This is a genomic window from Brevibacterium luteolum, from assembly GCF_013004595.1.
Classification (GTDB): Bacteria; Actinomycetota; Actinomycetes; order Actinomycetales; family Brevibacteriaceae; genus Brevibacterium; species Brevibacterium luteolum.
Window position 1 is genome coordinate 1 of record NZ_JABEMC010000015.1, and the last position, 25,339, is coordinate 25,339.

20 protein-coding genes, 4 pseudogenes and 1 other annotated feature are annotated in these 25,339 nt (G+C 66.8%); of the genes and pseudogenes, 16 read left to right on the top strand and 8 right to left on the bottom strand.

The window, feature by feature from the left end:
- Positions 1-110: 110 nt before the first annotated feature.
- Together HLA91_RS13415 and HLA91_RS13420 are read right to left on the bottom strand one after the other, a co-directional pair.
- Entirely contained in the window at positions 111-956 is an 846-nt protein-coding gene (locus HLA91_RS13415; RefSeq protein WP_170275102.1) for an IS3 family transposase, read from the bottom strand.
- Positions 864-992 (bottom strand) — a sequence feature (AL1L pseudoknot). It overlaps the preceding gene by 93 nt.
- The gene (locus HLA91_RS13420) at positions 953-1,258 is read right to left on the bottom strand and encodes a transposase (protein WP_170275103.1); all 306 of its coding nucleotides are present in this window, start codon (positions 1,256-1,258) and stop codon (positions 953-955) included. It overlaps the preceding feature by 40 nt. The genes HLA91_RS13415 and HLA91_RS13420 overlap by 4 nt, the downstream gene beginning before the upstream one ends.
- A gap of 163 nt (positions 1,259-1,421) precedes the next feature.
- On the opposite strand from HLA91_RS13420, the gene HLA91_RS13425 reads away from it, so the two are divergent.
- From HLA91_RS13425 to HLA91_RS13470, 10 genes are all read left to right on the top strand, one after another.
- Complete coding sequence (locus HLA91_RS13425; RefSeq protein ID WP_170275104.1) at positions 1,422-2,411, top strand: IS481 family transposase; 990 nt, start codon at positions 1,422-1,424, stop codon at positions 2,409-2,411.
- Positions 2,412-2,927: 516 nt separating this feature from the next.
- Positions 2,928-3,473 (top strand): RNA polymerase sigma factor, encoded by a 546-nt coding sequence (locus tag HLA91_RS13430; protein ID WP_073117307.1) that lies wholly within the window; start codon positions 2,928-2,930, stop codon positions 3,471-3,473.
- Complete coding sequence (locus HLA91_RS13435) at positions 3,466-4,281, top strand: hypothetical protein (protein ID WP_170275105.1); 816 nt, start codon at positions 3,466-3,468, stop codon at positions 4,279-4,281. The genes HLA91_RS13430 and HLA91_RS13435 overlap by 8 nt, the downstream gene beginning before the upstream one ends.
- Positions 4,282-4,364: 83 nt before the next feature.
- Entirely contained in the window at positions 4,365-4,991 is a 627-nt protein-coding gene (locus HLA91_RS13440; protein ID WP_102237361.1) for a hypothetical protein, read from the top strand.
- Entirely contained in the window at positions 4,988-5,752 is a 765-nt protein-coding gene (locus tag HLA91_RS13445) for a murein hydrolase transporter LrgB (RefSeq protein WP_170275106.1), read from the top strand. The genes HLA91_RS13440 and HLA91_RS13445 overlap by 4 nt, the downstream gene beginning before the upstream one ends.
- A gap of 11 nt (positions 5,753-5,763) precedes the next feature.
- Complete coding sequence (locus HLA91_RS13450; protein WP_073117282.1) at positions 5,764-6,636, top strand: ABC transporter ATP-binding protein; 873 nt, start codon at positions 5,764-5,766, stop codon at positions 6,634-6,636.
- Positions 6,633-7,025 (top strand): hypothetical protein, encoded by a 393-nt coding sequence (locus HLA91_RS13455; protein ID WP_199173951.1) that lies wholly within the window; start codon positions 6,633-6,635, stop codon positions 7,023-7,025. Before HLA91_RS13450 ends, HLA91_RS13455 begins: the two co-directional genes overlap by 4 nt.
- A 30-nt stretch (positions 7,026-7,055) precedes the next feature.
- On the top strand, positions 7,056-7,841 hold the full coding sequence (locus tag HLA91_RS13460) for an ATP-binding cassette domain-containing protein (RefSeq protein ID WP_102162232.1): 786 nt from the start codon (positions 7,056-7,058) through the stop codon (positions 7,839-7,841).
- Positions 7,841-9,286, top strand: coding sequence for an ABC-2 family transporter permease (locus tag HLA91_RS13465; RefSeq protein WP_170275107.1), 1,446 nt, complete (start codon positions 7,841-7,843; stop codon positions 9,284-9,286). The genes HLA91_RS13460 and HLA91_RS13465 overlap by 1 nt, the downstream gene beginning before the upstream one ends.
- Positions 9,287-9,353: 67 nt before the next feature.
- Positions 9,354-10,286, top strand: a complete 933-nt coding sequence (locus HLA91_RS13470; protein WP_102237363.1) for a helix-turn-helix transcriptional regulator — start codon at positions 9,354-9,356, stop codon at positions 10,284-10,286.
- Here the strand turns inward: HLA91_RS13470 and mobF (HLA91_RS13475) are convergent.
- Positions 10,281-13,757, bottom strand: a complete 3,477-nt coding sequence (gene mobF / locus HLA91_RS13475; RefSeq protein WP_170275108.1) for a MobF family relaxase — start codon at positions 13,755-13,757, stop codon at positions 10,281-10,283. The two genes, HLA91_RS13470 and mobF (HLA91_RS13475), sit on opposite strands and share 6 nt — an antisense overlap.
- Before the next feature lie 115 nt (positions 13,758-13,872).
- On the opposite strand from mobF (HLA91_RS13475), the gene HLA91_RS13480 reads away from it, so the two are divergent.
- From HLA91_RS13480 to HLA91_RS13490, 3 genes are all read left to right on the top strand, one after another.
- A complete protein-coding gene (locus HLA91_RS13480; protein WP_094455617.1) occupies positions 13,873-14,460 on the top strand; it encodes a TetR/AcrR family transcriptional regulator in 588 nt (195 codons plus the stop codon).
- Between the two features lie 18 nt (positions 14,461-14,478).
- Entirely contained in the window at positions 14,479-15,663 is a 1,185-nt protein-coding gene (locus HLA91_RS13485; RefSeq protein WP_170275109.1) for an MFS transporter, read from the top strand.
- A 196-nt stretch (positions 15,664-15,859) separates the two neighbouring features.
- A complete protein-coding gene (locus HLA91_RS13490) occupies positions 15,860-16,735 on the top strand; it encodes an exopolyphosphatase (protein ID WP_170275110.1) in 876 nt (291 codons plus the stop codon).
- Between the two features lie 317 nt (positions 16,736-17,052).
- Here the strand turns inward: HLA91_RS13490 and HLA91_RS13495 are convergent, their stop codons facing one another.
- Both HLA91_RS13495 and mobF (HLA91_RS13500) read right to left on the bottom strand, forming a co-directional pair.
- Entirely contained in the window at positions 17,053-18,624 is a 1,572-nt protein-coding gene (locus tag HLA91_RS13495) for a recombinase family protein (RefSeq protein ID WP_170275111.1), read from the bottom strand.
- Between the two features lie 58 nt (positions 18,625-18,682).
- A pseudogene (gene mobF / locus HLA91_RS13500) lies at positions 18,683-21,219 on the bottom strand (MobF family relaxase); the annotation flags it as partial.
- Positions 21,220-21,565: 346 nt separating this feature from the next.
- Between mobF (HLA91_RS13500) and HLA91_RS13985 the strand changes: the two are divergent.
- A pseudogene (locus tag HLA91_RS13985) lies at positions 21,566-21,895 on the top strand (DNA cytosine methyltransferase); the annotation flags it as partial.
- 597 nt (positions 21,896-22,492) lie between these two features.
- Positions 22,493-22,633, top strand: coding sequence for a hypothetical protein (locus HLA91_RS13990; protein WP_239557062.1), 141 nt, complete (start codon positions 22,493-22,495; stop codon positions 22,631-22,633).
- Positions 22,634-22,672: 39 nt separating this feature from the next.
- Here HLA91_RS13990 and HLA91_RS13510 read toward each other — a convergent pair whose 3' ends face one another.
- The 3 genes and pseudogenes from HLA91_RS13510 to HLA91_RS13520 all read right to left on the bottom strand — a co-directional run.
- Entirely contained in the window at positions 22,673-23,614 is a 942-nt protein-coding gene (locus HLA91_RS13510; protein WP_275587886.1) for an ATP-binding cassette domain-containing protein, read from the bottom strand.
- 56 nt (positions 23,615-23,670) lie between these two features.
- A pseudogene (locus HLA91_RS13515) lies at positions 23,671-23,982 on the bottom strand (integrase core domain-containing protein); the annotation flags it as partial.
- A 4-nt stretch (positions 23,983-23,986) separates the two neighbouring features.
- Positions 23,987-24,964, bottom strand: a pseudogene (locus HLA91_RS13520) (IS30 family transposase); the annotation flags it as partial.
- Positions 24,965-25,016: 52 nt separating this feature from the next.
- On the opposite strand from HLA91_RS13520, the gene HLA91_RS13525 reads away from it, so the two are divergent.
- The gene (locus HLA91_RS13525; RefSeq protein WP_239557063.1) at positions 25,017-25,229 is read left to right on the top strand and encodes a helix-turn-helix domain-containing protein; all 213 of its coding nucleotides are present in this window, start codon (positions 25,017-25,019) and stop codon (positions 25,227-25,229) included.
- Positions 25,230-25,339 lie beyond the last annotated feature (110 nt).

Below are 25,339 nucleotides of genomic sequence, written 5' to 3' on the forward strand. Positions count from 1 at the left end.
TTCCGTCATTGACGAGATCGAGCGCTGATTGCTTGAACTCATCTGTGTAGATCTTGGGCATGACTTCTATCCTTCCTGGAATCTGTCCAGTCGTGAAGTCAACCAAACCTTCAGCAGTCCCGTTCCTGGTTGTACCAGGCCACCCACTTCGACGTCTCCGCCATCACCTCGATCAACCCCGACCACACCCTCCGGTCGATAAGCTCGGCCTTGTAGACCGAGTTCAACGCCTCGGCCATGGCGTTGTCATACGAGTCCCCACGCGACCCCACCGACGCCACGACCTCTGACTCCGCCAGGGTCTCGCCATAGCGAATCGACCGGAATTGCACCCCGCGATCCGAGTGGTGCACGAGCCCGGAAACGTCTTCGCCGGCCCGGTATTTCGCCGCGAGAGCCATAGTGAGTGCGTCCCTGGCTAGTGACTCCCGCATATGGTTCGTTACCTGCCAGCCCACGATCTCGCGGTGGAAGACATCGAGGATGAACGTCGTGTACACCCACCCAGCTTGAGTCGGAACATACGTAATATCGGCGACCCAAACGCAGTTCGGGCCAGGTGCTGTGAACTCGCGTTCGACAAGATCGTCCGGACACTCCTCAGCCCTGGCCGAGGCCGTCTTCGGACGTTTCCGCTTCCGCCGGATTCCGTCGATGCCCAACCGGCGCATCAACCGCTCCACCGTGCAGCGGGCCACCGGACCGAACCGGTCGGCGTAGTCGCGGTTGATCGCCTTCCACATCTTCCGCACCCCATAGCAGGAGTAGTTCGCCTCATAAACATCCTGGATAACCACCATCAGTGCCTGGTCCCGGCGGGCCCTGGCCGATGGCTGACGCTTCTTAAACGCGTAATACGAGCTCACAGCAATCCGTGCAGCAGTCCCGGACAGGGCGCGCACGATTGGCTCGACTCCGAACTCGTTGCGATTGTCGTCGATGAAGGCGACGATCACTTCGATGGGCGGTCGAGCTCCGCCGCGAAGAAAGCCGAGGCCCTCTTCAGGATCTCATTGGCCCTCTTCGCTTCAGCCAACTCAGCCCGCAGCCGGCGATTCTCCGCTTCCAGGTCGACCGACTCGGCCGGGGTAGCTTTCCCGGAGTCTTTGTGCTTACGCACCCAGACTCGCAAGGTCTCTTTACTCAGACCGAGCTCACCGGCGACACGGGTGATCGCCCCGTTCGCGGTGTGCGGGTCGGCCTGGGCATGGATGACGAGCTCGACGGCACGAGCCTTGAGTTCGTCGGTATATTTCACTGGCAAGAGAGAATCTCCTTCTTCCAATCTCCCTGCCTCTATTATCCCCGGGGCGATTCACGGAGGTTAGGTACACGCGGCGGGTCGGCTGGACATAGGGGAAGACCCCTGAGTGAAGTGTGGGACTTACGACAAAACCCATTTCACGAAACAGAGGTCTTCCATGTCCCACCGTAACGCCATCTTGACCGAAACTGGACGTTTGCGCCTTGCTCGGCTCATCGTCGACCATGGATGGCCGCTTCGTCGAGCAGCGCAACGCTTCGGTGTCGCGGTCACCACGGCACGCCGCTGGGCTGAGCGCTACCGTGACCTTGGTGCTGCGGGCATGGCTGATCGGTCGTCGCGTCCGAAGCGCTGCCCTCGCCAGTTGTCGCGGCGTACCGAGCGTCGGATCGTTGGGCTACGGGTCACACGGCGCTGGGGACCGGCCCGGATCGCCTACCACCTCCACTTGAACCCCTCGACCGTCCACAAGGTCCTCACGCGTTACGGCTGCCCACCGTTGGCATGGACTGATCCGGCCACTGGGTGCCGGATCAAGACCTCACCGGCTCAACGACGCAGCTACGAGCACGCTGCCCCCGGTGACCTGATCCACGTCGACATCAAGAAACTCGGACGGATCCCCGATGGCGGCGGCCACAAGGTCCTCGGCCGTGCCGCTGGCCGCCGCAACAAAACCCGCACGGCCATGAACCGTCGCCCCGGCTACGCCTACATCCACAACGCCATCGACGACCACTCCCGACTGGCCTACAGCGAAATCCTGACCGACGAGAAGAAGGAAACCGCAGCCGGATTCTGGACACGCGCCAACGCGTTCTTCGCTGCCGCCGGGATCACCGTCACACGAGTGTTGACCGACAACGGAGCCTGCTACCGCTCCAACGCCTTCAAACACGCCCTCGGCAGCAACGTGACGCACAAACGCACCCGGCCCTACCGACCACAGACCAACGGCAAGGTCGAACGCTTCAACCGGATCATGCTTGAGGAATGGGCCTACGCCCAGCCCTACACCTCAGAAACCCAGCGCGTCCAAGCGTTCGACCAATGGCTGCACCACTACAATCACCACCGAGGCCACACCGCACTCAAGGGACAACCCCCAGCCGCGCGTGTACCCAACCTATCCGGGGCTTACAGCTAGCGTGCTCGTCGGCCCTGTCGAGGACCACGTAGGCGCGGTTGGCGTCCTTGCCGCGGGTCATCGCGACGTAGAAGTTCTCCCGCGTCGTGGTCGGTTCAACCAGGACGTGTGAGGTGTCGACGGTGACGCCCTGCGCCCTGTGGGTGGTGACCGCGTAGCCGAGGTACCCCAAACACACCTACCGTGATCGTGTGTCTGTGCGCCCCAGTCTACGGCGGTGGGTGCCGATACCGCGGCCGTGAGTTGCGGGGACCCACCCTGCCAGAGGTCTGAGTTGCCGATCCGGAGCATTGGCCTTACATCGATCCAGGCAGTGACTGCGCTCGGCAACAGGGTCCCGCCAGTAGACGCTCGTGAGGCTCTGCGTCTCCTTCAGCGCGCTCCGTCAGTCGTCAGTTGGTCCTGATAGGACGGGAGTGGAGTGAACCTAGGAGTGCCTGGGCGCTACTGATCTGGTGATGGACATCGGACGGGAACGGCGGAGCGAGGTGAAGCTGGTTGGTGCAGAGCGGGGATGTGCAGACCGATGATCACCTACTGGCTCTGGTCGGTGGGGGCGACGAGCGTGCGCTCGGCCACTTGTATGCCCGCTACGCGTCGGTCGTGTTCGCGTTCGTTCTCGCCCGGGTCTCGGACCGTGGGGTCGCGGAGGAGGTGAGTGCGGATGTTTGGCTGGGATGCTGGCGATCGGCGCGCGCGTTCCGGCGCGACGCGAAGGTGCTCACCTGGTTACTCGGTATCGCGAAGCGCCAGATCTACATGCACACCCGCCGCAAACGCCTGCCACAGGTGCCCCTCGACGAAGAGCAGGCGAACGAGCTGCCCTCGGACGAACTCGGCCCGGCCGAACTGGTCTTGGCCGCCGATCAGGCGGCTGCCGTCTTGGATGCGCTCGATGCGCTCCCGGAGAGCTTGGCTGAGGTGGTGCGGTTGGCGTGGTTGCACGAGCTGCCGTACGAGGAGATCGCCGACGTTGTCGGTGTGCCGGTCGGGACGGTCAAGAGCCGGGTGTCACGGGCGCGAAGGCAGCTGCGTGAGGAACTGAGGAGGCAGGATGCCTGAACACGAATCGAACCAGAACCGGGGCGAGGACATCCGCGACGTGCTGCGCCGGTGGGAGTCCGAGCGTGCCGCGCAGGCCCCGGACTTCTCGACGATCCATCGCCGTATAGCCGCGCAGCCGTCCCCGCTCGACGCACCGCGCTGGTCCGCGGCCCGGAGCCTGCGATTGGCTGGGGCGTTGGCGTGGGCGCAGGTGCGGGTGGTGCCGTGGCTCGTGCTGCCGGTGGTGCTGGTGACGGTGACGATGGCGGTGCTCGCCGCCCGTTTCCTCGGGGTGAGCCAGGGGGCGTCGGCGGCCGTGACGGGGTTCTCCGCACTGATGCTGCTGGGCGTGGCGGCGACGGTGACGATGGCGTTGTCGCCGAGCCGAGCGGATGCAGTGTCGCTGTCGACGCCGCTGGGGCCGCAGGTCGTCGTGATGGCGCGGATCGGGATCGTGCTGGTTCTCGACGTGGTCTGCGGGACCGCGGCGTCGGTGGTGGTGACGGCGTGGGGGCACACCGGTGGACTGGGCGCGGTACTGGCCGGCTGGATGGTCCCGTTGGCGGTGATCGCTGGTGTCGCGACTTTCGTAGCGATCTGGGCAGTGCCGTGGGCGGGCATGATCGCCGGCCTGGTGTTGATTCCGCTGGTGACTCCGGCGTCGAACAGCACGATGAGCATCGGTCTCGGTGCGATCTCTGGCGTGGTCTGGGAGGCGATCACCCCGGCCGGTGTCGCGGCGCTCGGCATCCTGATCCTTGCCGCTGCGATCATCTCCGCCCGGTCTGCCGCTGCCCGCCGCGGAGGACTTCCTGAACCGGTGTGAACCTTCCCCGTCCGGACCGCTACTGATCCAGTGAAGGCCGAACAGCACCCTGCGCGTCGGCCTGGTTCAGGAAGGTGGATCGGATGTCGGGAGCGCTGCTGGGCACGCAATGGCGCCGCGTTGGCCTGCCCATCGCCGTAGGTCCGGTGATCGCGGGCGGCCTGGTCGCGGTCGCGGGCTGGCTGGTGTCGTCGGCGTGGCCGACATCGCAGGCGATGACGCTGGTGACCTGGCTGGCGCAGGTCTTTGTGATCTGCGCCGGGGTGTGCGTGGCAGTCGCCCTCACCGGTGACCCGCTGATCGAGCTGCACGAGTCGACGACCGTCGGTTTCCGCACCGTCCAACTGTTGCGCGGCCTACTCGTCACCGTCTCGGGGCTGGCTGGTGCGGTCGTGATGGTCGTGCCCCTGCATCTGCTCGGGATGTGGCCGCGCGATATCGGGTGGGCCAGCGTGGCCTCACCTGCCGGGGCAGTCGTGCTCGTCGCGGTGATCGCCCTGTTCGCAGCGGCATACGCCGGGACCGCGTCAGCCACGACGATCGCAGTCGTCGCAGCGTGGATGTTCCTCGCGATGCTCTGGGACCCGTACGTGCTCCCACTGCACTTGCAGCGGGGCGTGCCGCTTGCGGCCGCGGCGGTCCTGCTGGTCCTGGCCTGGCAGCGGCTCGGCAACTCGGAACGCAACATCGCGAAGGTGGCAACGGTATGACCCTCATCGACCTGGCCCGCACGCATTCCCGAGTCGCGCGGAGGCAGAAGGCACTCTGGTTCACCGCGATCCCGCTGACCGCATTCGCGACACTGCTCGCGGTCATCTCCCCAGCCCGGCCCGGTACCGGCGGGATCGCAGACCTCGCGTTCTCGGGGCAGATCATCGCGATGTTCACCGGGATCGCCTACGCGGCCGCGTTCGCGGACTTCTTCACCGCACAAGCGAAGCTCGGCATGCACGAGCTCGAAGCCTCGACTCCCGCCCCGGGTGCGCTGCTGCGGACCGCGCGGGTGCTCGGAGCGTTCAGTGTCGTCATCGCCCCGTCGCTGGCGGTGCTGCTGGTGATGGGGCTGATGCAGACGATCAGCGGGCATCCCTGGTCCCTACCGGGCGCGCTGGCCGTCACCGCGACCATCGTTGCCCCGGCGGCGTTGATCACGATGGCACTGTCCGGGGTCTGTGGTGTGTTGATGCCGAAAGCGCTGGGACGGATCGTGGCGGTGCTGGTGTGGTTCTTCCTGATCTTCTCCAGCTCTGTGCTGCCGCTCCCAACCCCGAACGGCACCGTGTTCTCCGTCATCGGCGACGCGATCGTCGCCGGCTGGTTCGGTGCCGATTCGATCTATCCCGCCTCAGGTCCCCTCGGGTTCGACGGCACTCCGTTGAACGCGGCCATCTCCTTGGTCCTCCAACTCGTCATCATCGCCGCCCTGCTGCTGGCCGGGTCGTCGCTGGCCGAACGCACCCGGAAGCGTTGAAAGGAAACCGCATGTTCATCTCGATGGATCATCTCGGCAAGGACTTCCGCAAGAAGCCGGCCGCACTCGATGACGTCACCCTCGATCTGCCGCAGGGCATGATCGGGCTGCTCGGCTCCAACGGGGCCGGGAAGACCACCCTCATGCGCATCCTGTGCGGCATCATCCAGCCGACTCGCGGCCGGGTGCAGATCGATGGCCACGACCTCGCCGACGCGTCCACCCGGCGGGCGGTGAAGAAGACGCTCGGCTATCTGCCGCAGGACGTCGAACCGTACCCGAACCTCACCCCGCTGGAGTTCCTGGACTACGTCGGCGTCCTCAAGGGCATCGACAACGCGAGCGCACGAAAGGGGCAGGCCCGCGAGCTGATCGCCCGGGTCGGGTTGACCGACGCGCAGGATCGGCGTATCGGCGGGTTCTCCGGCGGGATGCGTCGCCGCGTCGGCATCGCGCAGGCGCTCATGGGTGACCCCAGGCTGTTGATCGTGGACGAACCCACCGCCGGACTCGACCCGGAAGAGCGGATGCGGTTCCGCACCCTGCTGGCCAGCCTCGGCCAGGACCGCACCGTGATTCTGTCCACCCACATCCTCGACGATGTCGCCCAGACCTGCCCGTACGTGTTCGTGCTCCGCGACGGCCGGGCCCGCTACGACGGCCCCACCGAGGGGCTGATCGACGCCGCCCGCGGACGCACCTGGCTCACCGCAGCCCGCACCGCACCGCCGCCCGAGCACGTCACCGTCGTCAACGCGACGACCACCGGGGCGGGAACCCAATACCGGATCATCACCGACACCCCACCCGCCGACGCGAGCCCGGCCGACCCCAACCTCGAGGACGGCTACATGGCACTCGCCCAACTGAAGGAGACCCCATGACCCCCATGACCCCGCGCCGCCGCACCGGACGGCTCGCCGCAGCGGCCGGTGCCCTCATCCTCGGCACGATTGGGCTGGCCGGGTGCAACGGCATGCAACATCCCGAGGACTTCCCTGTCGACGGGCCGAAGGTAACCGCGACGAGCAACCCGGCCGAGGTCAGCAAGGACGACTTCGGGCACTCCTGGAACCTCACCGTCGACCACGGCACCGTCGCCTGCGAACAGAACTCCGACAGCGACCCGGTCCTCACCTTCACCGCCCCTGACGGCACCGTCTACGCGCTCAACGCAGTCGATCAGAACAAGGACCTGCCCGACATCGGCGAGATCTCCGACGGCTCCATCGGCACGCTGCGCACCTTCGCGTTCACCGTCTGCGACGCCTGACCCCATCATCCGCGAAAGGAGAACCACGCGATGGTCTCTCATGACGATCACGCACGCCCATCCGCCACTGCCGTCGACCGAAGCGCCGCCGCTGTCCGCTGTGTCGATGTGCGGCTGCAACGCGGCGATACGGTGGTGCTCGATGGCCTCGACCTCACCGTCACCACCGGGCGGGTCCACGCCCTGCTGGGCCGCAACGGTGCCGGGAAGTCCACGACCTTCCGCATCCTGCTGGGGCTGATGGACGCCGACTCCGGCACGATCGACGTACTCGGGGACACCTCGATGCGAGGCGGGCGGAGCCGGACGACGTTGGAGCGGATCGGGGCCAGCATCGACGGCCCTGCGATTTACGGTCATCTCAGCGCGTTCGACAACCTGCTCGTGCACGCCCGTCTCACCGGGGTCGGCCGGGAACGTATCGAGGAAGTCCTCGACATCGTGGGACTCGCCGGGACCGGCCGGAAACGTGCACGGCACTTCTCGATGGGCATGAAGGCCCGGCTCGCGCTCGGGATCGCGATCCTCACCGAACCAGACCTGCTCATCCTCGATGAGCCGCAGAACGGGCTTGACCCGCAGGGCATCGTCGAACTGCGGCATCTGCTGCGCGACTACGCCGCCGCCGGGCGGACCGTGCTCGTCAGCTCCCATCAGCTCGGCGAGATCACCCAACTCGCCGACGACATCTCCGTCCTGGCCGATGGGCGCTGCCGCTACCAGGGAACCCTCGAAGACTTCGCGCCCGCCGGGCAACTGGAGCAGGCGTTCCTCGATCTCACCCTGCCCGATGCCGCACGGTCGGAGGCCGCTTGATGCGCCCGCTCGTCGCAGCCGTCCGCGCCGAGACCGTACGCACCCGCGGTTCGGCCGCCGCCTACCTGCCCTGGCTCGGGCTGGTGATCGCAGGCATCAGCTTCGCAGGCATTCTGATCACCCCCGAGAGTCAGGAGCGGGCGGCTCTGTTGTGGCAGACGCTGTACGTCACGGGGATGGCCGCCCCCTTGCTCACCCTGCTGGCCGGGCTTACCACCGCCCGCGAAGCAGTCGCGCGCGAGGGCGGCACGCTCTGGCGGCCGGTCAGCCCGCGGACCATCGTGCTCGCGCGCTTCCTCGTCCTCGCCGCGCTATCGGCACTGTTCCATGCACTGGCCTTCTGGACCGTCATTCCGTTCTCGCTCCTGGCCGGAGCACCGACCGACGTCACTGGAATCCTCTGGGCCGGGGCCAGCTGCTGGATCGCCACCCTCGGTGTGCTCGCCCTCGCCTACGTCGCCACCGAAGCCTGGGGACTCATCCCCGTCTTCCTCGCCGCGTGGGCCTGGCAGGTCATCGGCAGCCTCGCCGCGGAGATCACCGTCTGGCCGGTGCTCCCGCCCACCTGGGCGGTGCGGGCGATGTTGCCGCTGCTCGGCGCGCACCAGAACGCCGAATCCCTCGATCCCACCGATCCGCTCGCCCAGGAGTCCCCGGCACTCGCTCTCGTTCTCGGGCTGCTGCTCGCCGCTGTCGTCCTCGGCGTGCGACTCATCCGGGTCGGCGCTGCGCGTACGGAGGGCCGGACCGACAATCGGCCGGTCGGCCGACGCAGCACCCGCCCCGGCGCGCTCGGCGCGATACGCACCGTCATGCGCTCCCGCGCCGTGATCCCGCTCTGCGTCGCGGCGGTCGTGCTGGCTGTCGCAGTCGCAGCCGTGTACCCGAACAGCTACCTTCTCGGCCTGCACACCTACGCGATGCTCCCACTCGGCGCCTGCATCATCGTCGTGCTCGCCTGGCAGGCTCTCACGCCCGGCTGGCGCATCCTCGTGCTGCGGCGCGGCAATATCCCTGCTGCCGTACGCAGTTGGCTCGTGCTGTGCGTCACCGTCGTCACTCTCGCCGTCACCCTCTGCACACTCGCGAACACCGTCCTGCGCGGCGAGACCGACCCGGCGACCATCGTCTCGCTGCTGCGTTCCGGACTGCTCTGGCTGATCCTCGGCACGGCCGGCGTCCTCGGAGCACTCTGGCTCACCGTCCGCTACGGCGTCGGTTGGGCGCTCGGCGCAACGGTCATCATCATGATCCTCGGGATCACCCTCGGCGGAGATGTCCTCGCCGATACCTGGCTTTGGGTACTCGGCCCCACCGCTTGGCCGCTCACCGCCGACACGCCAGCCCGTCTTACCCTCGCGGCGCTGATCGGACTGCTCATCGCCGCGTCCACCTGGCTGCTCAGCGGTCGCGTACTGCGAACCGCAACCGCACGAGGCGTCTGACCATGACTACCGCCCGGCCACAGCTCCAGTGCCTACCTCCGGCAAGGGGGCGGTACGAGGGCAGGAGATGACCGGACACGCCGCTTTGCGGGCAGTCAACCGGACGATCTACCGGTCCGTCGGACCCGTCGCGTATGACTTCGTGAAGCTGATAGTCGTGCGCGACGGGTCGGCGATCCTGTTCAGCGAGTTCGGGGAACACCCGATCAACGTCGGCGATGTCGTGCTGCTGGCCGCGAACACATTGTGCGGCTCCGAGCCGGAAGGGCACATCACGGTGTCCACGATCTACGCCGACTCCGATTACGTGCTCGACCAGCTCTTCTGGCAACACGTCGATATGCTCTGCGACCGCCTCGACACTCAGGACTTCGCGGACACGATCTATACCGAACCGGCCCAGATACTCCGGCTGGGTGAGCACCGGGCAGGCATGTTGATGCCCTGGGTCGATGAGTTGGTCGCTCTGACCACGGACGAGCTCGCCCGGAGCCGGTTCCACCGGGCCCAGGCGTTGTGGTTTTCGATCATCGACCAGGTGTCGCCGTTCATCGAGGTATCGCCCCACCGGATCGCCCCGAACCAGCGTGCCCATATCCGGCCCACCCTGCCGCGCGAGCGCAGGTTCGCACCGTTGCGGGCCGAGGCTCGTCAGGTCGAGGCGCTGCTGCGCGGCGATGTCGCGCATGACTGGAACCTGACGGAGCTGGCCGACGCAGTTCATCTGTCGCCGAAGCAGCTCAGCCGGGTGTTCGTGGAGGCGTTCGGGAAGACACCGCTGGCGTACCTGACAATGCTGCGCGTGCAGGAGATGAGCCGCCAACTACGCGAGCCCGAGGTCTCGATCGCGGAAGCAGGCCGTCGGGTCGGATGGCAGTCGCGGAACCGTGCGACGGAGGCGTTCCGCGAGCATGCGGGGATCACTCCGACGCGGTACCGGCAGATGCAACTCCATCCGGAGTCTCGGAGACCAACGGTTCTAAGACCGGCGGTTCTATAGGGTCCGTGTCGGCCCGTCTGACCGAGGGTCGTGGCGGTGGGTGTCATGTTCGAACGGGTCGCGGAGCTGCTGTGCGCGTTCAGCCGCTCGCTGCCGCTGGTCGGCCCGCTCGGCCTGCTTGGCGTCGATGCGGGCGGCGGCTTCGACGATCGGCAGAGCGCGCAGCTGGTCGGCTTCGGCACGAGTGGCGGCGGCCTCGGTACGCGCGGCGCGGGCACGGCGGTGTGGGTCGGGCTCACGCATGCCGAGGTGGATGCGGCGGGCGCGTTCGGTCCCGTACTCGCTGACCAGCAGTGCCAGGTGTTCCTGCTCGTGACGTTCCCGCATCGTCTTCTGCCCGGCCGTCACGGCCGCCACGCCTTGCACCGCCTCGGTCACGCGGGGATCGGCCTCGGCGTGGCTGGCGGCGACTCTGCTCGCCCATGCGGTGAGCTGGTCAGCAGCGCTCGGGGTGGTGCCCCATTCGTTGGCGACCTGTCCGCGCAGCTCCCGGGCGCGTTCGGTCGCGGCGCGATGCTCGGTGCGGGCCTTACGCTTGCCGAACCGGCCGACAGCAGCGAGGCGGGCGCTTGCCGTGGTCTCGTCTGCGACGGCGGAGAGGTAGGCCGCGGCATCGGCCTCAGCCCGGGCGGTGAGCGGCCCTGCGACCTCGACACGTATCTGCTCGACCGCTTCTTCGGCCTTGCGGAGGGCTTCGGTGTTCTCGTCCGTCTCGGCGCGGTGAGTCTCACGTTGGGCGTCGAACCTGTCGGCGATCTGTTCCCAGCGTTCCGCCGCCCGCAGCGCGCGTTCGACCTCACCGTAAAGGCGAGCGAGTTCGTCCGTGACCAGCCGCACAGGGCCGTTGGTGACCAAGCCACGCACGGCTTCGACTGCTTGGGTGGTGGCGTGGTCGAGGCCGCGGTCTGCTGGGTCGTGTTCCATGGCGTCGTTGAACTGCGCCCGGGCGTCTGCGAGGTCTTCGGCGACGACGTGCAGCTGGTTGGTGTCGCTGCCTCGGGTCATGCCGACGTAGACGTTTGCCGCGGTCGTCGCTTCCGACAGGATCGTGTGGGCGGTATCGACGGTTGCGCCTTGGACGCCGTAGGCGGTCGTCGCATAGGACAGGTGCGCGTACTCGTTCACGTACTCGGGCGGGAGGGCGACAGTGCGGAGGTTCTTCTGCTTGTTGCCGACCTCACGTGCGTACACGGTGCCATCATCGATGAGCCGTTGCACGATCCATTGCTGCCGGTTCGCGACACCCAGGCTGGTGTCGTTCTTCCGGGTCTGGATCAGGTCACCGGCCCCGATGGGCAGGCCGTCGCTGCCGGTCGCCGTCACCGTGTCGTCCACCTCGCCCTGTTCGACCCGGCCGGTGCGGATGCGCTCATTCACCGCGGCAGCTTCCTCGTTGGTCGCCACCGTGATCGCCTCCCCGTCTCGGGCGTTGGCGGTGATGTGGTCGCGGGCCGCGTCGTCGTCGGCGTGCAGGGTCACGACGCCCATCGTGACCAGTTGGTCGAACACGTCGCCGGGGTTCTCCCGGTCCCGCATCTTGAGAGTGAGCGCGGCGTAGGCGGAGTCGGTGAAGCGGTGCAGCTCGGTCATGTCGTAGGTGCGGCCTCTGATCTGGGCGGCCATGTCGAGTACCCCGCCCCGTCCCACGGCGGGCAGCTGGGCGCGGTCGCCGACGAGCGCGACTGTTGCGCCTGCCTCTTGGGTGATGGTGAGGAGGGCGTGGGCGGTGTCTTGGTCGAGCATCCCGGCCTCGTCCACGATCACCCGCTCACCCCGCACCAGCCGCCCTTCTTCGGTCGGGCCGGTGAAGCTGCGCCCGGTGTCGGGGTCGATATCGCTCTGCGCGAGGCGGGTCCAGACGCCGTCATCGTTCCATCGCCACCCATGCGCATACACGAGCGCCGCAACCGAGGTGGCGGGGATGCCGAGGCCGTCGTGTGCGACTTGTGCTGCTCGTAAGGTCGGGGCGACCACTCGCGACCCACGGCCCTGCTCGGCGGCAACGTGGATGGCGACGCCGAGCATCGTCGTCTTCCCGGCCCCGGCCGCACCCTCCACGATCACCAGCGGATCAGCCGACGCGACCGCCGCAGCGGCGGCCGTCTGCCCCTCATCGAGCTTTGCCGCCTGCGCGGCCTCGGTGACGTCCGGGTGTTCCGGCTCCTGGTGTGGTGTTGCGGTGGTGAGTTGGTCGCGTAGCGCGGTCTCGGCGGCGATCACGCCGAGACTGGTCAGGTGGGCGACGTGTTCCGGTGTCGGCGCATCGGGTGGCAGGATCGAGAAGCAGTCATCGATCGCGAGATCGGTCGCAACCGCGATGAACTTCCGCAACTCCGCCGGTGTGGCCTGCGCGCCTGCCTCGGTCGTGATCCGGGTGATGTGCTCCTGGATCGTGTGCCGGGTCCACGCCGACGCCCCGGCGGCGCACCGGTCGAGTGCCCGCGATGCGACCTCCTGCACGGCAAGGTCATCTAGCGACATCGCGGGTTGCACGGGCTTGCGTTCCAGATGCTCGGGTTCGTAGCCGGCGTCGGTGAGTTCTTGCCGCCACCACTGCTCGTTCTTGAGATCGGCCGGCTTCTTCCCGGGGCGCTGGTGTGCCCACGCGATGCCCTGCAACCGTGCGCTCATCACCGGCCCCAGCTGCTCACCGTGGTGGGCTTGTTCCCATTCGGTTTCGAGCCGGTCGAGGTTGCGGCTGATCTGTGCCAACCGCTTCGACATCACCGGGTTGAACGGCTCCAGCTCCGCCACCTCGCCCGATACGGGGTCGAGGGTCAGGCCGTGCTCGGTGAGGGTCTGGGTGAGCTGCGGGTGCGCGGCGATCACCGCGCTGCCCATCGCGCGGATCGCGCCCTGCTGCTTGAACAACGCCACCGTGTCCAACGCTCGCCACTTCCCAGCCGCGAACACTCTGGTGCCGATCTGCATGTGGATGTGCCGGTGCGGATCACCCGCCCGCGAGGTCTTGTGCCGGATGCCGACGACCTGCATGTGCTCGATCGGCACGACCTCCTGCGCGCCCCTCGGGCCGACCCGAGTCACGCTGTGTTGGCCGAGCCAGCGGCGTATCTCGGCGAGGGCGTCCTGCTGCGCGGCATCGAGCGCTGCGGAGACGTCGGGGTGGAGGGCGGCGGCGACCGACAGGCTCTTGGGGGCGTTGATCGTCATCTCCGCGAACAACGGCGACCCTTTGCGCCCGTCACCCGGCAGACGTGGAGTACCCATCTGCTCGCCCGTGACCGGGTTGATCCAGTCCACCCACCCCTCGTATTCAGCAGACGTCAGCGACCGAGAGACCGTCACCTCGCCCATGGCGTCGAGGACCGCGTACTCGGCCACGGCGTCGTCGGCGCCGAGGTAGTACTCGTCCGCGCCGGACCGGTCGGACTCGACATAGCGGCGAGCGGCGGCACCGTTGCCGCGGAACAGGATCACGCCGCCCTTCACGCCTGTCACCGCCTCCCGCAAGGTCGTCCTTGCAGGAGAGGTGCGCACTACGGCCCCGGCCGTAGCATCCGTGCATAGCTTCTTGACGGTAGAGCGGGGTTGCGCGAGCCAGTTACATACGGATTATCATGTATATATGAGACGTTCGGTTGAGGACGCGGAGAGAACGCGTCTGTCGCTGTGTGAGGCGGCGTTGATGGCCTTCGAAGAGAAGGGGTGGCGGGGGGCAACGTTCGAGGCGATCTCAGAACGGGCGGGTGTGACCCGCGGCGCGCTGCACCATCACTTCCGCGACAAGGCCACGCTCCTGAGCGATGCGCTCGCGTGGGGATGGGGCGAGTACGCCGACCGCGTGTTCCCTGCAGACCCCGCCCAGGACGTATCCACTGGACTGTCGAGCCTGCTCTCGGAGTACATGCGCCTGCTGAGCGTCGATCCGCTGTTCCGAGCGCTGGCGTTCTCCACGGTGCTGGTCGCACCCCAAGCGTTCGACGATGCATCGGAGAAAGCTGCGGGGCTCGATGACTGGCACGTCCGGCTGACCGAGTTGATCGCTACCGATACCTCAGCGACGAGCACGCTGCCGCCTGCGCAGATTGCGGGCCTCGTGCTTGTCCTGCTTCAAGGGCTCACCGTCACTGCGGTGACCCGACCACAAGACCTTCCACAACCCTCACACCGTGAAAGCGCGGTCGCCGCGCTGGTTCGGGGGTTGCTCTCCTAGAAAGACCATTCGTTCTACATGACAACCCCACACACCGCCCCCGCCGGGGGCACGACTCCAACGCGCGCACTGATCGTGTCGTCAGCGGCACTGTTCACCGACATGCTCGTCCACGGTCTCGCCGTTCCGGTGCTGCCGCTCCTGCCGTCCGTCGTGGCGGCCGGGCCAGAAGCCACCGGCATCCTCTTCTCCTCATACGCAGCGGCAATGATCGTCGCGACACTGTTCGCCGGGCGCATCGTCGACCGGTACGGACCACGCACACCGCTCCTCATCGGCCTCGTCGGGCTCGCGGCAGCGACGCTGCTGTTCGCCACCGGAGGACCCTACTGGCTGCTACTGGTCGCTCGCCTCGCCCAAGGGATCGCAGGCGGCATGTCCTGGGTCGCTGCACTCTCGCTGATCGCTGCCACCACACCGATGGAAAAACGCGGCCAGTCGATGGGCATCGCACTGTCGACCATCACTCTCGGCGTGCTCATCGGCCCGCCGCTGGCCGGGTTCCTGGTCGAGCACTTCGGCACGGCATCCCCGTTCCTGTTCGCCGCCGCCGTCGCCCTCGCAGACGGCGTGCTGCGGATCGTGTTCGTGAAAGACTCACCCCGCGTCACCGATGACACCGCCGGGCCACTCGCGGTGCTCAAAGTACCGGGGTCGTTCTCGATTGTTCTCGCCGTCGCTGTCGGCGCGGCGGTGCTCTCCGGCATCGAACCCGTCTTGCCCGTGCACCTCGGCGCAAGCGCGCTCACGGTCGGGTTGTTGTTCGGTCTCGCAGCGCTCGCCTCGATCATCGCGAACCCTGTTGTTGGCCGTCTCGTGACGACCACATCCCCGCGGATGCTCGTCGGTGCCGGGGTCGCCGCGGTCACTGCGGCGCTCGTGGTGACCGGGTTCGCGACCGAACTGTGGCAGACCTGCATCGGGATGATTCTCCTTGGAGTCTCCTCGGCACTGCTGCTCGCCCCAGCCACAACGCTCATCAGTGAACAGGGCTACAAGTCGAACCCGCCCACACTTGGCGGCTCGTTCGCGCTGTACAACCTCGCCTATGCCGCAGGGCTCGCAGGCGGGCCGCTCCTGACCGGCATCAGCACTGGGCAATGGGGCTTCACCACAGCGATGGTGATCACCGCTGTGGTGCTCGCAGTGATCGGAGGTGCTTCGCTCATGCGTCTCCCACGAGTAGCCCGACAAACCGAATAGTCACGTTCCCCGGTGATCGGGCGGAACCAACGTGGGCAGCTCACCCACAGACGATTCCGCCCGATCACGGGATCGCGTGCCCGCACCGAGAGGTGACAAAACAGCGCGCCTGCCGACAAACGGCAGGCGCGGGGCGAGCCGATGCGCGCCCTGATCTGGGTGTCAGTGGCGCACCTCCCTTGTGGGAGGCGTCACCGTGGACGAACACACCTCACCCGCCAGCGACGATGCTGCGGCCCCGCATGGCTCGACCAGCGGCGGTTTCGAGAGCCCGGAAGGTCTACGCGCTCTGCTAATCCGGCTCGACAAGTCCGGCCCGGGGGCATGGCGGGGTGATCGTGAAGCGGCTGAGCTGATGCGGTTCACGGCGGTGAAGTATCAGCGGTTGGCACGCAAGTACAGACTGGATGCCTGGGCGGTCGCTTCGGCGGCATTCGAGGTGATGCTCGCCCCGTCCACACGGAACGCGGCAAACCCGTGGGCGGTGGTCACTCACGCGGTGCGGATCACCTGTCTCGCCGAGGCTCGGGCCGCGGGAATGCTGACCTCGACCAGCAAAGTGCGCCACAGATCCAGGATCGCAGGGTTCCATGATGCGATCCGGTTCGCCGAGCGCGAGCAGCTGGCCGACTACCACCCCGCATTCGCCGTCGATCCCACGACCGATGACAACGACGATGAGGCTGACGACACCGACCGCATCCGTGTCACCACGGCACTTTCGGACACCGTGGGGTTGTTCGTCTCGACGGGCTGGGATGTCGCGCTCGTTGTGGCGTGTGTTGAGCATGTCGCTTACCGGCTTGCTGATCTGCCGTCTCGTGCTCGCGCCGTCGAGGTACTGCGCCGTGACCGCGCCACCCCTGAGCGGCTGGGCATCCCACCAAGATCATGGACAGCACTGGTGCGGATCGTCCTCGGAAACCCTGACCGCAAGCACGCAGGCTCCCCGACCGGCGAAGGCATTCTGCTGCGCCTCCTCGACGGAGAAGCTCTTGACTCGCTGCGCTGCGACACTGGCTTGTTGGCTGCGATCTGGGCAGCCAATCCGAGTAAGTCAGATTCATCCTGAGTTGCAACGGCGCGCGGGCGGGGCGTCGTACCTGTCAGTATGAGCACCTCGACCACCTTCACCACCTCGACGGACGCCACCGTCGCACCATCACTGTTTTCTGTGGGTTCAACGCTCGGCGAGCGCCTGGCTGAGACTTCCCGTCGCGCACAGGGATTCACCACCGTCATAGATGACCCCGCTGTGCTGGCCGAGTTGCGCGGGCTCTGCACAGCACCCAGGCCCCTGGAACTGCCGATCTCTCAGAACCGTGATGGCCCCGCACCTTGAACCGTCATCAGTCGAGGGCGGGGCCGTCCGTGCTCCATGGGTGCGGTTCATGCGCGCCAGACGAACTCGACCCGACGTTCGAGCACTGCGGCACGGTGCGCGTCGCGGCGCACATGGAACGCCTCGGTGCTCTCATTGCGGCGCTTGGGCACAGCGGTCATCATGTCCGCCGGATGCGCGTGCACGAGCACCGCTTGCAGGATCAGACTCGCCGCTTGGTACTGCCACATCGGAGTACGCCCCTCCCATTCCGCCGCAACCGTGGTCATATCGATGCGCGGGCCGACGTGCTGCTCGGGCATCGTCGCCGCGTACTCGCGGCGGGTCGCGTCGATGCGCTCCGCGATCCTCGCGCGTTGCCGCACCCACATGGCCTTGTCGATCAGCCCGTCATAGTAGTCATCATCGAGCCGCGCCAGTCGCTCTCGGTCGGCGTCGAGCGTCGCCGTCAGCCCAACCCGCGCCGCGAGACCCGAATCACTGGATTGGCGACTGCTGGGGTGAAGGGTGATCTGCGCGAACGTCGCGAGCACTGCTTCTTCCACAAGCCTCTCGATTTCAGCGGAGCGAATCGACCGCGTACACCCACCAGGTGTCGGCTGAATGCACTGATACACGCCGCCCCGGTGAATCATCGACGTTCCACACAAAGAGCAGCGAATCAGCCCTGAGAACGGATACATCCGCACGGCAGCACCGCTGCCCGGCTCATGGAAGTTCCGCGCCTCCTTCCTCGCGTCGAGCACATCGGAGACCTGCTGCCAAGTGTCCTCGTCCACCAGCGCAGGCCACGCCGCCTGCACATGCATCTTCGACGTTCTCGCGCGACTCCCGTCAGGGAGCACGGGCCGGTACTCACGTACTCCCTTGTTCGAGGGATTACGCAGCACCATCTTGAGCGTACGATCTGACCACATGCAGCCGTGCGTGGTGAGGATGCCGCGCTCGTTCCATTCCTTCCGAATCCGATACAACGACTCACCAGCCAACACCCGCTGGTACATCTCGACCACCAGTGGCCCGGTCACCGGGTCGACCATGAGCACGCCGTTCTCGGCGCGGTATCCGAACGGTACCCGGCCGCCGTGCCACGCGCCCTCGACAGCCTGCTGCTTCGCCGCCCGAGCGACACGGCGAGCGGTGTCGGCAGATGACTTGTTCGCCATCGCGACCAGCACCCTGGCCATCGCCACATCAGAATCCGTATCCAACCGCAGCGAGCCCGTCACAGAGCGGACGGTGAACCCGCCGAGCACCTTCGCGTCGATAAGGTCTTCCAAGTCGCGCGGGTCGCGCACCGCTCGGTCGAGGTCGTAGGCGATCATCACCTGCGCATCACCAGAGTCGAGGTGCTTCAGCATGGCGCGGAACTGAGGGCGGATCACTCGCCGCACCCGCTCACCAGACGGCAGCGTGATTGTGCGCTGCTTGAAGGCCGACGTGTCGTTTTCACGGAACACCGCCGCGACTTCCCACCCGTGCGCAGCGGCGTAGGCGCGGCAATCGGCCTCCTGCCGATCCACACCCCGCTCGGTACCCTCGGGGTCGTCACTGATCCTGACGTACACCACCGCCCTCAACGGCTCGGTGCTCCGTTGTTCCTGCTGTTCGTGGCCCATGCTCCGGCCCACCTTCCTACTCGTGTGAGAGGTAGGTGCGTTTACAGAACCTCGGCTAACCCAGATCAATATGGTCGGTCACGTAGGCGGCCGGGAGGACGATGGAGCCGCCGAACCGGCGGCCGGTCTTGCGGATCGTGACCGACCCGTCGTCGCGGACGCCGGTGATGGTCCAGGTGTCACCGTTGCGCACCCAGGTCTTCCCGTTGCGTAGGCGGCGGTCGTTGCGGCGGGTGATGATCATGTCCCCCACCCCAGCAGTGGTGCCGTCGTTCAACTCGACCTCGCGGCCCGGCTTCAACGTGCCGTCGAGAATCAGGTCCGCACGAGCACGGGTGTTGAGGGCGCTCACGTGGTCGCGGGTCTCGGCGACCAGCACCGACACCAGCCCTTGGTCGCGGTCGGTGCGCCATGCGGTGTAGGCGGCGTCGGTCATCGCCTCGGCCTCGCCGTCGTGGATACGGTCATGGTCGAGGTAGGTGTCGATCACCTCGGTGCGGCCGTGCCGCAGGGCGAGGGAGGCGGTCTTCTCCCACTCATGGGTAAACCGGTGCACGTCGACCCGCTCGGGCGCATCGTCCCGGTCACCGACGAGGAGCCCGAACGCGCTGCCAGCGTCCACGGACTGGAGCTGGGCGAAGTCGCCGACCAGCAACACCTTCGCCCCGGCCCGTTCGGCCAGGTGCGTGATCCGATCCAACGAGAGCGTTCCGGCGAGAGAGGCTTCGTCGATGATGACGAGCTGACCTTCCCGGAAGTCTTCGCCGTGGACGAGGTGGTTCTGCCACCACTTCGCCGTGTTCTCCGTCGCGATTCCGAGGTCGTCGGCGAGGACCTGTGCCGCGACCGCCGACGGTGCGAGCCCGATAACGGACCCGGCGCCGTGTTCCTTCTCCCACGCACGCCGCAGCGCGGACATTGCCGTCGTCTTCCCGGCCCCGGCCGGTCCGACCACCACATCGAGGACACGGCCGGAGACTGCGATCTTCATGAGCGCGTTGGCCTGGTCCTCGCCGAGCATCCGACCCTCCGCATCGGGACGAGCGGTGATCTTCTCGACCGTCGCCAGCGGCACGGTCGGCCCGGTCGTGGTGCGGGCGCGGTCGAGCAGTCGGTCTTCGGCGGCCAGGAGCAGCTCGGAGGAGAACACGGTCGAGTGCTTGGGCCGGAACACACTGGTGCCATCCACCCGCCGAAACGTGGCCGGACTGGTGGCGAGGTCGGGCGGCGTCAGCCGGAGCGAGGCTTGCTCGGCGGCGTCGGCGATCATCGCCACGATGGCTTCGCGGTCGTGCATGGTGGCGAAGCGCCAGCCCATCGTCTGCCGGGACGCCTCGGCCATCAGGTTCCACCGCAGCCACGTGGACCGCTTCTCACCCACCACCCCGACCACGGTCTGGCCGAGTTCGCCGATGGCATCGAGCGGCACGTCATCGGCTCGCAGCAGTAGCGGCTTGTCGTTGTCCATCACCCCACGTGCCCAGGTGGTGGCGTCCTGGCCGAGCACGCCCGCGGCACGGGTGCGCCACTCGGTAGTCAGGTCGGCCAACGCCCGTACCTCCTTCTCCGGACGCGTGGTCAGGGTGGCTTGGGCACGCAACTTGATCACGGTCGCCGTGGAGGGCTGGCGGCCGTGCCGGGCGACGTACTCGGCGATGAGCCTGTTCTTCTCGGCGTCGATGTGCCGGGCACGGGTCGAGAACTCCTGGACCAGCTCCTCCGGCACGGTGCTGATCGCCCATGCCGGGTTCCGGTCCCGGCCCATGTCGCGGGCCTCCCACTCGACTCCGAAGGTGCGCGTCATGTGGTCGGCGAACACCGCCTCGTGCAGCTCCGACAGGGCGACCACGGCGGCGTGCATCGGCCGCCCATCCAAGCTCCGCCACTTGTCGTCGAAGGCGGTCTGGACCTTGTTGGAGATGACGACGTGGGTGTGTAGATGGGGGTCGCCGGCGCGGGAGTCGAAGTGATCGAACGCCGTCGCCACCAGCCCGGTCACATCGACCTGCGCAACGGCCCCGTCCCCGGCGGTTGCACCTGACCGGGTGGCGGCAACCTCGCGCTCCATGAACGCAACCACCTCCGCAACCGCCGCATGATGCGCCTCACCAATGAGCGCCTGCGTCCCCGCGTCGGCGACCGCCCACAACGCCGAGGCGGACTTCGGGACCGAGAAGGTGAAGTCGAACCCCGCCACCGCTCGTCGCCTGCCGCGCTCGGCCTCCTCGGCCTCGATCCGCGCGACCGCCTCACCCTTCGCCCCGGACTCAGCGATGGGTCGAGGTCGGCAATGCGGGCCTCGATCCGCTCCGGCACCGACTTGTAGGCTGGGAACGCATGCCCGAGCGGGTCGCCGGTGATCGGATCACGGCCCATCCCCATCAAGAGCTGGAGCTGGGCCTCCGACACACGGTCCCCGACCGCGAGCTGCCCTTTGCCGAGCGCGGCGACGCCAGACCCGAGCCATTGGCCCGGTGGGGTTCCCGCCTCTACGTAGTACCTGGTCAGCGGTGTTGAAAGGGTGCGGTCGCCGTCTGCGGCCGCGACGGTGCGCAGCAGGTACTTGTACCCGTCGCCCGCGCTCATCACGCGCATCGAGACCGTCACCACGCCACCGCCTTTCGACGATCAGGTGAGCAGGCGTCGACCGCGCGAACGCATGTCAACTTTGGTTGACAAACCTCGACCTGCAAGACGCGTGGCAGCTCCGATGGCGGGCTGAGCGAGGGGCAGATCGGTGTCGGCCCGACGGCCGGGAGTGGGCGTGCCTGGTCGCGTCGTCAGCGAGGCATCGGCGCCGGCTGAGCAGTGTCGTCCACCTGGCAGGTGATCAGCCCGGCGACGGGCTCCGTGAGGGGCTCGGGTCCGGGGTCACCGAACTGCCGGAGCCCTCATACACAACCACACCCCTTCTGGTGGGCGTCGTCTCCGGGTCGGGTCGCTGTTCTCCGGGCACGGCGGCCGGGACCTAGCCGTCGAGCACGTCTTCAACGCCGAGACCATCTGGTTCTCCGCGACCAACGAACCCGTCGCCGGCTTCTTCGCCCGCCACTGGCTCGACGCGCCGAATCTCGGCGACATCACGACCATCCACTGGACCGGCGTGCCACAAGTGGACATCTTCTGCGGCGACTTTCCCTGTCAGGACGTCTCAACAGTGGGCAAGCAGGCCGGCCTCGCACCTGGCACCCACTCGGGGCTCTGGTCGTATATGGCGGCCGCGATCGATGCGCTGCAACCGGAGTTCGTGGTGATCGAGAACGTGCGCGGTCTGCTTTCCGCACCGGTGGTCCGTAACCTCCCGGAAGGAGCAACCGATGTCCGAAGCATCCCTGCCGCAGCAACCCCGCCGACGATGCGAGTGCAACCCTTCGCGAGGTGGAACCCGACCAGTGGGGTGTGGGAGACGATGCAACCTGACCTCTCCGGGCGTTTGGTGCCGTGGCGGGAGACCTGGCCGACCTGCGGCGCGATGCGCGATGGATCGTCCTACCGGCATCAGTCATCGGCGCTTCGCACCACCGCTTCTGTGTCTTCGTCCTCGCCCACCGTCCTGTTCCGGACACCGTTGGCCTCGGACTCCTCGCGCGGCGGGGAGAGTCTGGAGCAGGTGAGGGCGCGGCGGGGAACGATTGCGCTGTCGCATCGGATCATCGACCTGGCCCTGAACGGACCGGATGGCTCACCCGAGGCAGAGCGCCGAGTCGGAGACTCTGTGGTCCCTGGTCGAGGGTATTTTCACCGCTGGGGACGCTACGCCCCAGCTATCGCCCGATGGGAACGCGTCACCGGACGACCCGCGCCAACGCCAGCACTCCTGAGCGAGGCGAAAGGGCCACGGCCCGCACCGTCATTCGCGGAATGGTTGATGGGACTTCCAGATGGCTGGGTCACCGATGATCGCTACGGGCTCACGGACAACCAGCAGCTCACCGCGCTGGGCAACGGAGTCCTTCCGCTCCAAGCGGCTGTGGCTTTGGGAGGACTTGCGCTCGCCGCAGGCACGTAGGACGACTTGAACTGGTGACGCTGGGGCGGGAGTGCACGATCAGTCCGCGAGGTGGCGGCGTAGGTGTTCGGCAGTATGGGTATTGCTGTCTGCGGTCATCTGGTCCGAGGTGCCCTCGAAGACGATGTGGCCTCCGTCGTGTCCGGCCTCGGGGCCGATGTCGATGATCCAGTCGGCGGCGGCGATGATGTCGAGGTTGTGCTCGATCACAACGAGCGTCGATCCGGCATCGATAAGCCTGTCGAGCAGTCCGATGAGCCGGGAGATATCGGCGATGTGCAGTCCCGTAGTCGGCTCGTCAAGGATGATCGTGCGGCCGGGGGTGCCGAGTTCGGTGGCGAGCTTGAGTCGCTGACGTTCGCCGCCGGAGAGGCTGGTGAGGGTCTGCCCGAGGGTGAGGTAGTCGAGTCCGACGTCGTGGAGCCGGGACAGGATGCGCCCGATGGCGGGCTGGGTGAAGTAGTCGATTGCATCGGTGACGCTCATCTCGAACACGTCGGCGATGTTCTTGCCGGCAACGTGATGCTCTTGGGCTTCAGGGGTGAACCGTCGTCCTTCGCAGACTTCGCAGCGGGTGATTACGCCTTCCATGAAGGCGAGGTCGGTGTAGATGACGCCGTTGCCCTCACAGGCCGGGCATCCTCCGGTGGAGTTGGGGGTGAACAGCCCGGCAGGTGCTCCGGTGGTCTTGGCGAACACGTCACGGATCAGGTTGAGCAGGCCGGTGAAGGTGGCGGGGTTGGAGCGACGCGATCCTCGGATGGGGCGTTGGTCGATGACGATCGCGTCGGGTTCGACGGTGGGGAGGTTGCCGAGGATCAGGCTGGATTTGCCCGATCCGGCGACTCCGGTCACGGCGGTCATCGCGCCGCGCGGGACGCGGGTGGAGACGTGCTTGAGGTTGTTGGTGGTGGCATCGTCGATGTTGATCCAGCCGTCGGGCTCACGCCGTGTCCGGGTCGCGCGCCGGTGCTCGCGCAGCCCCTGCCCGGTGGGGGTGTCGGCGTGGGTGAGGTGAAGCGTCCTGGGTTTCGTTCCTAGATGGTTGGTAAAGACAGTTCATCGTTGGTGAGGGTTTCGGCGTATTGCGCTTCGACTTCTGCTGGCGTCTGGTAACCCAGCGCTTCGTGCAGCCGGGCGGTGTTCCACCAGTGGACCCAGTTCATGGTCGCGAACTCGACATCGGTCAGGCTGTTCCAGGCCGGCTGGGAGTAGATCAGCTCGGCCTTGTACAAGCCGTTGACGGTTTCAGCAAGAGCATTGTCGTAGCTATCGCCGACTGTTCCGACTGATGGGGTGATTCCTGCGGTGATGAGGCGTTCAGTGTAGGCAATGGCAACGTATTGGGCAGGTTCAACCGGTGGTTGCAACACCGGCCTGTTTCAGGGATTGTAGTGCTTCGCCGAAGACTTCGGCGGGGGTCTTCCAGCCGAGGGTCTTGCGGGGTCTGTTGTTGAGGGTGTGGGCCACCGCTTCGAGGTCGTCTGCGCTCCAGCGGGACAGGTCGGTGCCCTTGGGGAAGTACTGACGTAGCAGGCCGTTGGTGTTCTCGTTGGTGGGCCGTTGCCACGGGGAGTGCGGATCAGCGAAGAACACCTTGGTGCCAGTCTCAAGAGTGAACGCGGCATGTCCTGATAGTTCCTTGCCGCGGTCCCAGGTGATCGTCTTGCGTAACTGCTGGGGCAGGGTCGTGATCGCAGCGGCCAGAGCCGCGTTCATCGCGACTGCACCGTAGCCGCCCAGCGCGGGGCCGTTCTTGACCGGAGGGTGCTCGCCCCAGCCGTCGAGGCGGGGCAAGTGGACCAGGATCGTCGCGCGGCTGCGACGCTCGACCAAGGTCCCGATCGCACAGCGGCCGGTCCCGATGACCAGGTCACCTTCCCAGTGTCCTGGAACAGCACGATCAGCGGCTTCTGCGGGGCGTTGGCTGATCACGACCTCGGCGCCGACATGACCGCCGGGTTTGTTCCGGGAACGCTCACGGGGCTGTCGCAACGCCCTGCCCGTTCGCAGGCAAGCCACCAGCTCACGCTTCAGTGCGCCGCGGCCTTCGATGAACAACGCCTGGTAGATCGCCTCATGACTGATACGCATTGACTCATCATCAGGGAAATCCAGCTTCAAGCGGTGACTGATCTGCTCCGGGCTCCAACTGGTGGCCCACCGTCGATCTTGCCGACGAGGCTTGTTCAACCCCTTCCACGTCGGCGTGACCGGCCCTTCCACCGGCGTCCCGTCCGGGCCAGTGACCTTCCCAGAGAGTCTGTCCTGGACATAGTCGCGAAGCCGCAGGTTGGCCACCAGCTTCGCGGTCTTGGGTCGTTTTGTCGCGCGTCAGACTTAGTGGCAGGGCCGTTATGTAGGTCCTGAAGGAGAGTCAGACATGGGTAGACCACCCTCGATTCCGGCGGAGAAGAAGACCCGGATAGTGCTGAGCGTGCTGGCCGGCGAGATGTCCATCGCCGAAGCGGCACGCAAGGAGAAAGTCAGTGAGCAGTCCATCGGACGGTGGAAGGCCGAGTTCCTGGAAGCCGGCAAGACCGCCCTGGTGGCCGGCAGGTCCGGACCATCCTCCCGAGAGGAACGGGACTGCTGAAGGTTTGGTTGACTTCACGACTGGACAGATTCCAGGAAGGATAGAAGTCATGCCCAAGATCTACACAGATGAGTTCAAGCAATCAGCGCTCGATCTCGTCAATGACGGAA